Annotated in this window: 10 protein-coding genes and 1 other RNA gene; 2 read left to right on the forward strand and 9 right to left on the reverse strand. The window is 60.0% G+C overall.

Translation table 11 applies throughout. From position 1 onward, the window contains the following. Positions 1 to 47: 47 nt before the first annotated feature. The 8 genes from AC515T_RS03940 to AC515T_RS03975 all read right to left on the reverse strand — a co-directional run bounded on the left by AC515T_RS03940 (position 48) and on the right by AC515T_RS03975 (position 9,983). Positions 48 to 1,304 carry an integrase domain-containing protein gene (locus tag AC515T_RS03940; protein WP_496531520.1) on the reverse strand — a complete coding sequence of 419 codons (1,257 nt, stop codon included), beginning with the start codon at positions 1,302 to 1,304 and terminating at the stop codon, positions 48 to 50. 183 nt (positions 1,305 to 1,487) lie between these two features. Continuing rightward, positions 1,488 to 1,884: a transfer-messenger RNA gene (gene ssrA, locus AC515T_RS03945) on the reverse strand. A gap of 94 nt (positions 1,885 to 1,978) precedes the next feature. Then, positions 1,979 to 2,257, reverse strand: a complete 279-nt coding sequence (locus AC515T_RS03950) for a PA2433 domain-containing protein (protein WP_496531521.1) — start codon at positions 2,255 to 2,257, stop codon at positions 1,979 to 1,981. A gap of 127 nt (positions 2,258 to 2,384) precedes the next feature. Next, positions 2,385 to 5,195 (reverse strand): FAD-binding and (Fe-S)-binding domain-containing protein, encoded by a 2,811-nt coding sequence (locus AC515T_RS03955; protein ID WP_496531522.1) that lies wholly within the window; start codon positions 5,193 to 5,195, stop codon positions 2,385 to 2,387. Next, a complete protein-coding gene (locus tag AC515T_RS03960) occupies positions 5,192 to 5,863 on the reverse strand; it encodes a LutC/YkgG family protein (RefSeq protein WP_496531523.1) in 672 nt (223 codons plus the stop codon). The genes AC515T_RS03955 and AC515T_RS03960 overlap by 4 nt, the downstream gene beginning before the upstream one ends. Further along, complete coding sequence (locus AC515T_RS03965) at positions 5,860 to 7,317, reverse strand: LutB/LldF family L-lactate oxidation iron-sulfur protein (RefSeq protein ID WP_496531524.1); 1,458 nt, start codon at positions 7,315 to 7,317, stop codon at positions 5,860 to 5,862. The genes AC515T_RS03960 and AC515T_RS03965 overlap by 4 nt, the downstream gene beginning before the upstream one ends. Continuing rightward, complete coding sequence (locus tag AC515T_RS03970) at positions 7,314 to 8,138, reverse strand: (Fe-S)-binding protein (RefSeq protein WP_496531525.1); 825 nt, start codon at positions 8,136 to 8,138, stop codon at positions 7,314 to 7,316. Before AC515T_RS03970 ends, AC515T_RS03965 begins: the two co-directional genes overlap by 4 nt. A 150-nt stretch (positions 8,139 to 8,288) precedes the next feature. Then, the gene (locus tag AC515T_RS03975; protein ID WP_496531526.1) at positions 8,289 to 9,983 is read right to left on the reverse strand and encodes a lactate permease LctP family transporter; all 1,695 of its coding nucleotides are present in this window, start codon (positions 9,981 to 9,983) and stop codon (positions 8,289 to 8,291) included. A gap of 264 nt (positions 9,984 to 10,247) precedes the next feature. Here AC515T_RS03975 and AC515T_RS03980 point away from each other — a divergent pair, with 264 nt between their 5' ends. Further along, positions 10,248 to 11,015, forward strand: a complete 768-nt coding sequence (locus AC515T_RS03980; RefSeq protein ID WP_186705975.1) for an FCD domain-containing protein — start codon at positions 10,248 to 10,250, stop codon at positions 11,013 to 11,015. Between the two features lie 146 nt (positions 11,016 to 11,161). Here AC515T_RS03980 and smpB read toward each other — a convergent pair whose 3' ends face one another. Beyond that, on the reverse strand, positions 11,162 to 11,644 hold the full coding sequence (gene smpB / locus AC515T_RS03985) for an SsrA-binding protein SmpB (protein WP_003197663.1): 483 nt from the start codon (positions 11,642 to 11,644) through the stop codon (positions 11,162 to 11,164). A 118-nt stretch (positions 11,645 to 11,762) separates the two neighbouring features. On the opposite strand from smpB, the gene AC515T_RS03990 reads away from it, so the two are divergent. Further along, positions 11,763 to 13,166 (forward strand): sodium-dependent transporter, encoded by a 1,404-nt coding sequence (locus AC515T_RS03990; RefSeq protein WP_496531527.1) that lies wholly within the window; start codon positions 11,763 to 11,765, stop codon positions 13,164 to 13,166. Positions 13,167 to 13,170 lie beyond the last annotated feature (4 nt).

Raw genomic sequence — 13,170 nt, forward strand, 5'->3', positions numbered from 1 at the left:
GTTCGATTGTGAAAAGCTGTTCCGTATCAGCCAATGACAGTCCTTCATCAGCGTATGGCAACTACTTTCCGATCGCTGCTTTCGATGGTTGCTGATACCGAGAGATTGCCGGTAGCTGCTCCCTGGATGTGTTCACTCCACCACTTCATCATCGGCCGTCTGCGCTCAATGTAGTCCGCTCGGTTATAGGCGCTACGCACCTCATCCTTATCGACGTGGGCAAGTGCAACCTCGATCAGCTCAGGGTCCCATCCCTTTTCATTGAGGATAGTGCTCGCCATCGAGCGCATTCCATGACTGACCAGGCGCCCTTCGAAGCCCATCCGTTTCAGCGCCATGTTGGCGGTCTGGCTGTTGCAGTGGGTGCGCGGATTCCGGTCGGCGGGAAACACGTACTCCCTGTGTCCGCTATAGGGCTTGATGGCCTCCAAGAGCGCCAAAGCCTGCTCCGTGAGCGGGATGATGTGTGTGCGACGTTTCTTCATTCGCTCCGGTGGAATCGTCCAGATCTTCTTCTTGAAGTCGATGTCAGCCCATCGGGTGGTCGCAGCTTCGGATGGCCGAGTCATCGTGTGCAGCTGCCACTCGATGAGGCACCGGGTGGTTCTTTTGATGCTGGCGTTGGCGATCGCCACCATGAGTTCATTGAGCTCATCGGGGGGCAATGCCGCCATGTTTTTCTTCTTTGGTTTTTTGAAGACCGATCGTATTCCGCTCAGGGGGTTGGCATGAATGAGTCCGTAGTTCACCCCGTAAGTCATGATTTCGTTGAGGCGTTGGGTCAGGCGCTTGACCGTTTCCAAGCTGCCTTTGGTCTCAAGTGGCTTAAGCAATTTGATGACCTGAGGAGCGCTGATTTCAGAAGTCGGGGTCGTGTGCAAATCCGGAAAGACGTGAAGCGTGAGCGATCGCCAAATGTCTTCAGCGTAGGCGGTTGTCACGGAGTCTTTCTTCAGTTCAAACCATGCCGTCGCCACGTTTTGAAAGGTGTGCTCTGTCGCAGCTTTTTTCGCTTGGCGATCTGCATCGCGTTGCTCTTTCGGGTCCAGTCCTTGGGCAACCAGCTCCCTGGCCTCAACCGTGCGTTTTCGCGCATGAGCCAGGCTGAGTTCCGGGAACGTCCCCAGTCCCATGTCGATCCGTTTCTTGGTCACGGGATGGATGTAGTTGAAATTCCAAAGCCTCGAACCGTTGGTTCGGACTCGTAACTGAAGGCCGTCGCCGTCGGTCAATGTGTAGTCTCTGTCCTTGGGCTTGGCGGCTTTGATTTTCAGGTCTGAAAGGCGTGTGGCTCGGGCTCCCATGGGTACTCCAACGCTGTTTGTGTATTCCAAAATTTACCAGTCACGGGCTTGGAATACGCCTTGGAATACATTTCAAAATGGATCTGCCTGAAGCGCTGTGGAGCTCAATGGCCCTGAACCCCCCGTATTTACTGGATTTCAGGCACAAAAAAAGACGTCCGTGGACGTCTTTAGATGATGAAATGGTGGAGCCGGGGGGATTTGAACCCCCGTCCGCCAGTACTCCGCTGTCGGTACTACATGCGTAGCCGTGTCTATTAAGTTAACCCTCAGCGACCCGACGGGCAGGGTGCTTTGGGCGAGTTGTGTAAGTTTTAGCCGCTTCGTCCACAACGTACTGCACGGCGATTCCGTTCTATATGACAATCACTTTGGGTTTACGGACATCCCCTAATGATTGCTGGACCCGAAGGTACCAGAAGCTCAGGATCTAAGGCTGCTTACGCAGCGATAGCGTATTCCTGGCCGTAGGTTTCGTCATTGGCAACTATAGAAGTTGCAACAGTGGATTTACGAGTTCTGTTACCAACTCGGCATGCACCTAAAGTTTCGCAACCGGCGTCGAATCCTAAACGGCCCCGAACCTGCCGCTCCATGAATCTGTTGGAGCGCCAGGCAGGTGCAGTGTACGCCAATCCGCGTCTGAGGCCAACCCGAAGGTTGGCCCGAGGCGGTCAGGAGCTTTTACCGTCTTTGCTGACCTTCTGGATCTCCTGGATGGTCTGGGTGGTCTCGGAGATGCATTTCTCGGTGCCTTCCTTGGTGTTCATGGCCTGATGGGCCTTGGCTTGCTGGATGCTGGCCTCGACTTTAGCCTCGATATCCGAGCCCTGATACTGGGTCTTCGCATTCTCAAGGGTTTTCAGGTTGGTATCACAGAGGTCGGTGGCAAACGAAGACGACGCCAGCATGGAGGCAGTTACGAACAGACCTAGCAGTACAGAGCGTTTCATATCTCTCTCCTTGAACTGAGGGCCCAGGCTTCGCTGGCCATCAGGACGGCTACCAATTTTGGGAAGGTCCCACGTTTGCGGGACTTGATCAGTGGACTGTGCCGGTGCGCCAGGGTTCTATTTTTCTTCAGGAGGCCCTGGCCTGGGTCACCCGATCGATCAGGTAGACCAACCCGTGGTAGTCAATGGCGCCGTGCTGCGTAAGACCGATCTCACAGGTGCGGCTGGTGGAAATCCCTTCGCTGCAATGCTGCACCGCGTCTTTCAGTGAGCGCAGCGAGTGGGCGTTCAGTTCTGGCGTGGAGAAGCCCTTGTCGCCAGCGAAACCGCAGCAATGAATGCCCTCCGGAATGACCACGTGTTTACTGCACTTGCGCGCCAGGTCGATCAGCGCCTGGCTTTCGCCGAGGTGCTGCGTGCTGCATGTGACGTGCACGGCGATGGGCGCTTCCTGGGGAATGAAGTCGAGGCGATCCGTCAAATGGGTGCGGATGAAGCGCACCGGGTCGTACAGGTCCAGGCGCACGTCACCCAGGTCCTGGACCAACCGCAGCGTGCAAGGGCTGGTGTCACAGTAGATGGGGTCGAGCCCGCCGCGGCTGGCGTGCAGCAGGGCGCCGATCAGTTCCTGGCGCTTGTGCTCGGCTTGTTCGGTGTAGCCTTTGGAGGCAAAGGGCTGGCCGCAGCAGAGGTTGTCCACATTGTCTGGAAAGACCACCTGATAACCGGCTTTTTCCAGCAGGCCGCGGGTCTTGTCGTACAGCGACATTTGCTCTTTGTCCGCCGCCGCCGGGCCCATGACCCGCGACACGCACGCCGCCAGGTACACCACTCTCGGACGTGCGTCCGACACGCTAGGGCTGAACCGGATGGCTTTTTCCGGCTGGGGCATGGCATGGGTCCACTGCGGCACCTGGCCCTTGGACAGGCGCGTCAACGAGGCCGACAGTTTCGCCAGACGGGGCGCGCCCAGCAGCATGCGCGCACCGTTGGCGACGTGCAGGGCGAAGCGGGCGCCTTGCAGGGTGGTGGCGAAATTTCCTTCAATCCAGTTGGCGGTTTTCGTCTTCGTCGCGTCACGGCTGCGCAGTTTTTTCACCAGCTCGCCGGTATTGATGCCTACCGGGCAACGTTGCGCACACAGACCCGTGGCGGCGCAGGTATCGATGCCCTGGTATTGGTAGGCTTGTTCCAGTTCGGTGGTGTCCGTACCGGCGCGTTTCTTCGCTTGGATATCCCGCCAGATCACGATGCGTTGGCGCGGGCTCAAGGTCAGGTCCTTGGAGGGGCACACCGGCTCGCAGAAACCGCATTCAATGCACTTATCCACAATCTCATCGGCGGCCGGCAGCGGTTTGAGGTGCTTGAGGTGGATCTGCGGATCTTCGCTGAGCACCACGTCCGGGTTGAGGATGCCATTGGGGTCGAGCAGGCGTTTGAGCTGCCACATCAACTGGTAGGCGTCACTGCCCCACTCCAGCTCGACGAACGGCGCCATGTTGCGCCCGGTGCCGTGTTCGGCTTTCAGCGAACCGCCGAATTCCACCGCCACCAAGTGCGCCACGTCGTCCATGAACGCTTGGTAGCGTGCGACTTCTTCAGGGTTGTTGAAGCCTTGGGTGAAGACGAAGTGCAGATTGCCTTCCAGCGCGTGTCCGAAAAGGATCGCTTCGTCGTAGTGATGTTTGTCGAACAGCTCGATCAGGCGGTTCACGCCGAGGGCCAGTTGCTCCACCGGAAAGGTCACGTCTTCGATGATCACCGTGGTTCCGGCTTTGCGTACCGCGCCCACGGCGGGAAAGGTGTCTTTGCGGATCGCCCAGAGCCGGGCGTTTTCCCGTGGGTCTTCGGTAAAGTCGACCTGTTTTTCCACCGGGAAACCGGTCAGGGAGGCCATGATCCGGGCCAGCTGTTCTTGCAGTAGCGACGAAGAAGCGGCGCGGGATTCGATCAGCAAGGCACAGGCATTGATCGACAGATGCTGTACGAAATCCGGCATGCCCGGTTTGTCCTGCACCGAGCGCAGGCTGCGGCGGTCGAGCAGTTCCACGGCTGAGACTGGCTGGTTTTTCAGCACGGTGACGGCGTTGCAGCAGGTTTCCACATCCGGGAATACGATCAGGGCCGAAGCCTTGTTCGGATGGTCGATGACGGTGTTGTAGGTCACCGCGCTGATGAAACCGAGGGTGCCTTCGGAGCCCACTAACAGATGGCTCAAGATATCCACAGGCTCGTCGAAATCCACCAGGGCATTGAGTGACAGGCCGGTGGTATTTTTCAGACGGTATTTGTGCCGGATTCGCGCGGCCAGCTCGGTATTGGCGCGGGTCTCGCGGCCAAGGGTGGCCAGGCGCTCCAACAGTTCGCCATGGCTTTTACGAAAAGCCGCCACGCTGTGGTCGTCTTCAGTATCCAGGCGCGTGCCATCGGCCAGGACCAGGCGGATGCCTGCCAGGGTGTGATAGGTGTTCTGCGCCGTGCCGCAGCACATGCCGCTGGCGTTGTTGGCGACGATGCCGCCGATCTTGCAGGCGTTGATCGACGCCGGATCAGGACCGATCTTGCGCCCGAAAGGGGCCAGCCAGGCGTTGGCCTGGGCGCCAATCACGCCTGGCTGCAAACGGATCTGTGTGCCTTGCTGACGAATTTCGCGACCGTTCCAGTTATCCCCCAGCACAATCAACACCGAGTCGCTGATGGCTTGGCCGGACAGACTGGTGCCGGCGGCGCGGAAGGTGACCGGAACCCGGTCCCGTTGAGCCAGTTGTAGCAGGGCAATCACTTCATCTTCGCTTTCGACCCGTACCACCAGTTTCGGAATCAGCCGATAGAAACTGGCGTCGGTGCCGAAGGCCAAGGTCGACAAGGCGTCGTCGAAACGTCGCTGCTGCGGGATCAGTTGTTGCACGTCACGCAGGAAAGGAGCCGGAAGGGTCATTGGTCCTCCAGAATCAAGACCACCAGATCCTTCGGGCCATGGGCGCCATAGGCCAGGACTTGTTCGATATCGGCGGTTTTCGACGGGCCCGACACCAGCAGGGCGTTGGTGGGCATGCCTTGGGCCCATTCGAACTCCTGCTGCACCTCATAAAAGTTGTCGCGGATCTCGCTGGCCTTGAGCAGGGCGAAATGCACCGGCGGCACCAGGCTCATCAATCGCGGCTCTTCCCGCGTTGGCCAAAGAATCAGGCTGCCGGTGGCGGCGATGGCGCCGAGGGTTCCGGTGAGGCTGGCGGGGGTGTCATTGAACAACTCAGCTTTCCATTCTTCTACCGGGCGGTCGTAGGCCTTGAGAGTTGGTAGGTCCGGATTGTTCGCCCAGAACTGTGTGATTTTTTGCCCGTGCGCTGTGGTCGGGGCGATGAGCAAACTCGGCAGTTGACGGTCGCGTAGCAATTGCGCCAGCAGGGTCGGCCAGCCTTCGCCGGACGTCAGATGGATTTCCGTGTGTACCGCTTCCATCAGCTTGCGCAACTGCGGGATACGTTCCTCGGGCGCATAGCGATAGGTTTGCGTCACCAGTTCGACATCGAAGTTGTCAGCAACCGGCGTGGTGCCCGTCAGGCTTTTACGCAGCTTGGCGAGGATATTGTTCTTGGCGCTCATCGGCGGTCTCCCTGCTGGTTCAGGTGTTCGCGGGCCAGGTCATGCAATGAGCGGGCGGCGGGTTTGGGGGCGCTGTGGTTTTGGGTCCAAGGGCCGACGTTTTTCGGTGTCAGGGCACGCAGGCGCGTGGCGAGGAAGCCGAACAGCCGATACAACCGTGGCGAACTGTTGAGCCAGGCCCAGGCATTCCAGATGAAACGCTCCTTGGGCGAGTACTTGCTGCCCTGGCCGCGCATCACTTGGTTCGGACTGTCCGGCGCCTTGACGTTTTCTTCCCGCAGCCTCCGCAGCAGGGCAGGGATCGGGATTTTCACCGGGCACACTTCACCGCAGGCACCGCACAGCGAAGACGCGCTCGGGTGGTCCGGGACCTTGGCCAGGCCGACCATGTGCGGGGTGATGATTTTTCCGATAGGCCCCGGGTACACCTCGCCGTAGGCATGACCGCCGATTCGGGTATAGACCGGGCAATGGTTCATGCAGGCGCCGCAGCGAATGCAGTTCAGGGTCTGGCGCAGTTCGCTGTCGGCAAACGCCTGGCTGCGGCCGTTGTCCAGCAGCACCAGGTGGACTTCTCGGGGGCCGTCCAGCTCATCGGTCTTGCGTGGCCCGGAGATCATGTTGACGTAGGTGGTGATCGGCTGGCCGAGGGCCGAGCGGGTCAGCAGCGAGAGCAGCGGCACGACATCGCGCAGGTTCTCCACGACTTTTTCGATGCCGGTCACGGCGATATGTACCGGCGGCACGGTGGTGGACATCCGTCCATTGCCTTCGTTTTCCACCAGCAGCAGCGTGCCGGTTTCGGCGACGGCGAAGTTGACGCCGGAGACGCCGATGTCGGCCTCGAAGAACTTCTGTCGCAACACCTGGCGACCAATCTGAATGAGTTGGTCAACGTCCTTGGTGTACTCCACGCCGAGTTTGTCGTGGAACAAGGACGCGACCTGACCGGCATTCTTGTGGATCGCCGGCATAATGATATGTGAAGGCTTCTCGTGGTCGAGCTGGACGATGTATTCCCCCATGTCGGATTCGAGACATTCAATGTCCCGAGCCTCGAGGAAATGGTTCATCTCCATCTCTTCGCTGACCATCGATTTGCCCTTGATCACTTGCCGCGCCTCGTGAGCGCGGATGATCGAGAGGACGATGCCGTTGGCTTCGTCCACCGTCTCCGCCCAGTGCACATTCACACCGTTGCGGGTCAGGTTGGTTTCAAGTTGCTCGAGCAGGTCGGGCAGCTTGGATAACGCGCGGGCGCGGACGGCATTGCCCAGCACTCGCAGGTGTTCTCTTTCGTGGGCATCGCTGAAGGACGCTGCCCGCTTGGTCATCAGTGAATCCATCGCACTGCGAAAGTTGTTTCGCAGTTGCGTGTCGTCCAAAGCCTTGTGGGCTCGGGCGCGAAAATCTTCCTGCACCGCAACGGTCGGGATCAGCGTCGGCGTGCTCATGCGACACCTCCGGTACGCTGCCAGAGGAAGCTCGCCAGATGCTGGCCGCGCAGTGCCTCTTGCTGCTTTTCCAGCGCGCCGTTGATGTTCATCAAGCAACCGCAGTCAGCGCTGACGACCTGATGCGCGCCGGATTCCCTTAGAGCCCGGGTCTTGTCGGCCACCATCGCGCCGGAAATATCCGGCATGCGCACGCTGAACGTCCCACCAAAGCCACAGCACTCGCTTTCGTGGCTGTGTTCGACTCGCTCCACATTACGCAACTGCGCCAACAACGCGCGGCCATGCAGGTGGGTATTCATCTCACGCCGTGCCGAGCAAGACGTATGCAACGCGACCTTCACCGGCTCGCCGCTGTCCTGAAGCTGCACCGTGCAGACAAACAACAGGAATTCGGCCAATTCATAGGTCCGGGCCGCCAGGGCCTGAACCTGTTTGAGTGTGTCCGGTTCATCCTTGAACAGGTCGGCGTAATGTTCGCGCAACATGCCGGCGCAGGAACCCGAGGGCACCACCACCGGATAGTCTTCGGCAAACAAGGCCAGTTGCGCCCGGGCCACTGTCCGCGCCTGCTCGGTGTAACCCGAGGTGTAGGCCGGTTGCCCGCAGCAACTTTGCCCTTGCGGGTAGTCCACCTGGATCCCTTCGCGCTCCAGCAGATGAATCGCATCCATCCCGGCTTCGGGGTAGAACAGGTCCACCACGCACGTGCCGAACAGGTAGACCCGACGAGGTTTCTCGCTGGGGTACTGCCGAGGCTCGGGCAAGGGCGGGGCGACACGGGTCGCGTTCGGTACGGCGTTGTAAAAAAGCTCGCTCATCAGGCGTGTCTCCGGGTGGTCCCGGTTATCCGTCCGCTGAGGCCGCTGAATATAGCCAGGAAATCTTTCAGCAGCCTTGCAGACCCGGTTGTGAATAGCAGACGCCGAGTCACGGGTCGGCGTCGGTTTTTCCAGTATTGCGTGTAGGACTTAGTGAACCAGCATGCCGGTAAACCAGTAGGCCTGGGCCAACGTGATCAGGCCGACAATCGTTGCAAAGAATAGGCTGTGTTTGAGGGTGAAACGGAACAGATCCGATTCCTTGCCCACCAGCCCCGTTGCCGCGCAGGCCACGGCGATCGATTGCGGCGAAATCATTTTGCCGGTTACGCCGCCGCTGGTATTGGCCGCCACCAGCAGGGTGTCGTTGACGCCGATCTGATGCGCGGTGGTGGCTTGCAGCGAGCCGAACAGCGCGTTGGAGGAGGTATCGGAACCGGTCAGGAACACGCCCAGCCAACCGAGGAATGGCGAGAAGAACGGGAACGCCGCGCCCGTGCCGGCCAGGACCAGGGCCATGGTCGAGGACATGCCGGAGAAGTTGGTGACGAAGGCGAACGCCAGCACCATGCCAATGGAAAGAATGGGCCAGCGCAGTTCGTAGAAGGTCTCTTTTAAAGTGGTAAGACCAGTTCTGATGTTGATCTTGAGCACCAGCATCGAGATCAGTGCCGAGAAGAAAATCGCCGTGCCGGTGGCGGAAATAGGGTCCAGCTTGAACACGGCCGGAATGGCAGTGGGGTTGATCACGATGGGCGCGACCTTGATCACCATCTGGTCCAGGTGCGGGATGGCGAAGTTGAACACCCAGCCGTACATCGAGCCACCTGCGGCGAACATGGCCTTGAACGGCTTGAGGGTCCAGATCGTCACCAAGACGGTCAGGATCAGGAACGGCGACCAGGCCTTGATGATTTCCCCCAGGCTGTAGGGCGAAGCCACGGTACTGCGCGGCTGGCCGAAACCGCCGACGCTGGCGGTGATGGCTGCGCTGGAAGTAGCGCCGGCAATCTGGGCGCCAGCGGTGCGCTTGGGTTGCCAGACTTTCAGGAACAGCGTCAGGGAAACCAGGCTGGCCAGGGCGGAGGTGATGTCCGGCAGTTCCGGGCCGATGAAGTTGGAAGTGAAGTACTGGGTGATGGCGAAGCTCAAGCCAGCCACCAGTGCAGCCGGCCAGGTTTCCCGCACGCCGCGCAGGCCATCCATCATGAACACCAGCCAGAACGGCACGAACAGCGACAACAGGGGCAGTTGGCGACCGGTCATGGCGCCGATCTTGAAGGCATCGATCCCGGTGACCTGGCCGGCCACGATGATCGGAATGCCCAGCGCGCCAAACGCCACGGGAGCCGTGTTGGCGATCAGGCACAGGCCCGCGGCGTACAGGGGGTTGAAGCCCAGGCCGACCAGCAGCGCGGCGGTAATCGCCACCGGAGCACCGAAGCCGGCGGCCCCTTCCAGGAACGCGCCGAAGCAGAAACCGATCAACAGCACTTGCAGGCGTTGGTCATCGGTAATCGACAGCACCGAGCTGCGAATCACCTCGAACTGGCCGCTCTTGACGGTCAGTTTGTAGAGAAACACCGCGGCGACGATGATCCAGGCGATGGGCCACAAGCCATAGGCAAAGCCATAGCCAGCGGCGGCGAAGGCCATGTCTGCGGGCATGTTGAAGGCGAAAATCGCCACGGCGATCGCCAGGGCCAAGGTGATGCTGCCGGCCACATGCCCCTTGAGTCGAAACACCGCCAGGGCCAGGAAGAAAAACACGATGGGAATAACGGCCGCGAGTGCGGACAAGCCGAGGCTGCCGAGCGGGCTGTAGAGCTGTTGCCAGGTTTGCATAGTGGGTGGGCCCCTAATTGTTGTTGGTCAGGCACTGGTCAGCGGCTTTGGTTAATTGGTAATACCAATTTACAAGCGCTGACGGCTAGGGTAAAAGCCTTGGTTGTCGTGTGTCAATTTGCCTCGCTGAAACTTTCGTCGAATAAGCGGTGCAGAGGGCATCTGATCCGTTCGAACATATGGGCTTTTGGTGGGTGTGGGCACGGCCCGGATGGGCCAGAATAGAGAGCCCGGCGAGCCGTCGGGATCGTGGAGAATTGAGTTATGGGGTTTGATCAGATTCGTCAGCGCCGTTTGTCTGACGATATTGTCGAGCGGCTTGAAGGCATGATCCTTGAGGGCACGCTGAAGTCGGGTGAGCGGCTGCCCGCCGAACGGACCCTGGCCGAGCAGTTCGGCGTGTCACGCCCTTCGTTGCGTGAGGCGATCCAGAAGCTGACGGCCAAAGGTTTGTTGATCAGTCGCCAGGGCGGCGGCAACTATGTGGTGGAGTCGCTGGGCTCGACGTTCAGTGATCCGCTGCTGCAGCTTTTGGAAAGCAATCCGGAGGCACAGCGCGATTTGTTGGAGTTCCGTCACACTCTGGAGGCGTCCTGCGCCTATTACGCGGCACTGCGGGCCACGGAGGTGGATCGCGAGCGGCTGACGGCGGCCTTCGACGAGCTGCAGGATTGTTACTCGCGCCACGACGAGGTCAGCCGGGCCGAGGAGGGCGCGGCGGATGCCCGGTTCCATCTGGCGATCGCCGAGGCCAGTCATAACGCGGTCTTGCTGCACACCATTCGCGGCTTGTTCGACCTGCTCAAGCGCAACGTCGTCACCAATATCGGCGGGATGTACAAGCAGCGCAGTGAAACCCGCGACATGCTGATCAGCCAGCATCGGGAGTTGTACCAGGCCATTATGGACGGGCACGCCGAACAGGCGCGGGAAGTGTCCAGCCGACATATCTTGTATGTGCAGGAAGTCTTGGAAGAGGTGCGCCAGGAGGTGCAGCGTGTGGCGCGGGCGGAGCGGCGCAAGGGGATGTAGCCAGTTGGTTCTATAGTGATTGGGCGGCCGCATTCGCGAGCAAGCCCGCTCCCACACTGGATCACTGTCGTACACATATTCTGTGTTCGCTAAAGATCCAATGTGGGAGCGGGCTTGCTCGCGAAAGCGGTCTCAAGGCGAAAGAATCAGTCTTCCTTGCCCTTGTTGCGCACCGCGCGCTGCAGCTCGCGGCCGGCATCGCGTTCGCGTTCGGTATCGCGCTTGTCGTATTCCTTCTTGCCCTTGCCCAGGGCAATTTCGCACTTGATCAAGTGCTTGCTCCAGTACAACGACGTGCAGACGCAGGTGTAGCCCTTCTGCTGCACGGAGGCGAAGAGCTTTTCCAGCTCGCGCTTGTTGAGCAGCAGCTTGCGCGAGCGCGTCGGGTCGGCGATCACGTGGGTGCTGGCGGTGGTCAGCGGCGTGAAATGACTGCCCAGCAGCCAGGCCTCGCCGTCCTTGAGCAGCACGTAGCTGTCGACCAGTTGCGCCTTGCCGGCACGTAGACTCTTTACTTCCCAGCCGGCCAGGACCATGCCAGCCTCGAAACGCTGTTCGATGAAGTAATCGTGTCGCGCCTTTTTATTTTGCGCGATGGTCCCTGTGGGGTGTTTCTTCTGTTTAGCCATAGGGGCGGCATTATAGGCAGTTGCGTGCGTGTCGGCTACGGTGAAGCTGCGTGCTTGAGCACGTTGAGTGAATCCCGGACAATGCGGCCTCTTTTTTGAACGCTTGGGCGTGATCACGATGTCGACAGACAAGGTTTCTGTCCACGGCAGTTGGGCTAGCCGCTGGGTCTTCATATTCGCGGCGACCGGTTCCGCCGTGGGGCTGGGTAGTATCTGGAAGTTTCCGTACATGGTCGGCGTCTACGGTGGCGGCGCCTTCGTATTGATGTTCCTGGCGTGCATCGCGCTGATCGGCGCGCCGGTGATGCTGGCCGAAACCTTGATCGGGCGCCGGGCCCGGCAAAGCCCGGCCAATGCCCTGAAGGTGCTGGCGGTGGAAGCGGGGCACTCGACCAAGTGGTCGTGGGGCGCCTTCGCCGGGATGATCACGGCGCTGTTGATCCTGTCTTTCTATAGCGTGGTCGGTGGCTGGTCCCTGGACTACATCATCGACATGGGCCGCGGGGATTTCCAAGGGGCTACGCCGGATCAGGTGGGCGCCTACTTCGGCAACGTGATCGCCGATCCCTGGAGGTTGACCCTCTGGCACACGATCTTCATGGTCCTCTCGGCGGTGGTGATTGCCCGGGGCGTGGTGGCCGGGCTTGAGCGCAGCCTGCGGATCATGATGCCGTTGCTGTTCGTGATGATCCTGGTGTTGCTGGGCTACAGCATGACCACCGGGCATTTCATGGAGGGCGTGCATTTCATGTTCGACTTCCAGCCGGAGAAAGTCCTGGATGGCCTGCTGCCAGCCATGGGGCATGCGTTTTTCTCCCTGAGCGTCGGGGTCGGTTCGATCATGATCTACGGCGCCTACATGCCCAAGAACGCCTCCCTGACCCGAACCGTTGTCGGCGTCGCGCTGCTGGATACCTTCGTCTCGCTGCTGGCGGGTGTGGCATTGTTTCCGATTGTGTTCGCCGCTGGCCTGAACCCCAGCGAAGGACCGGGGTTGATGTTTGTCAGCCTGCCCTTCGCCTTCGGCAGCATGGCCTTCGGCCAAGTGATGGGCGTGGTGTTTTTCGTCCTGGTGGCCATCGCGGCCTGGAGTTCGGCCATTTCTCTGCTGGAGCCCATGGTGGCCTATCTGGTTGAGCGGACCCGCATCAGCCGCGCCTGGGTAACCTTCTGGTTGGCGTTCACCTGCTGGTTTGTCGGCCTGGGCACGGTGTTTTCCTTCAATATATGGAAGCAAGCGAAGTTTTTCGTGAACGAAGGCGGGTTGTTTCATCTCTACCAGTGGGGCGCAACCGGAGGGCTGGATTTCTTCGGCGTGATTGATTTCTTCACATCACGGATCATGCTGCCACTGGGTGGTTTGTGTTTCGTGGTGTTTGCAGGATGGGTCATGGGGCGTGAAGCGGTGCGCGATGAATTGTCCCTGCGCAGCCCGGTATTGTTTGCCTTGAGCCTGTTTTTGATGCGCTACGTGGCGCCCATCGGCATTCTCGTAGTATTTGCCGCCCAGCTGTGGAAGTGACGCT

It is taken from the genome of Pseudomonas sp. FSO-7 (genome assembly GCF_059579345.1).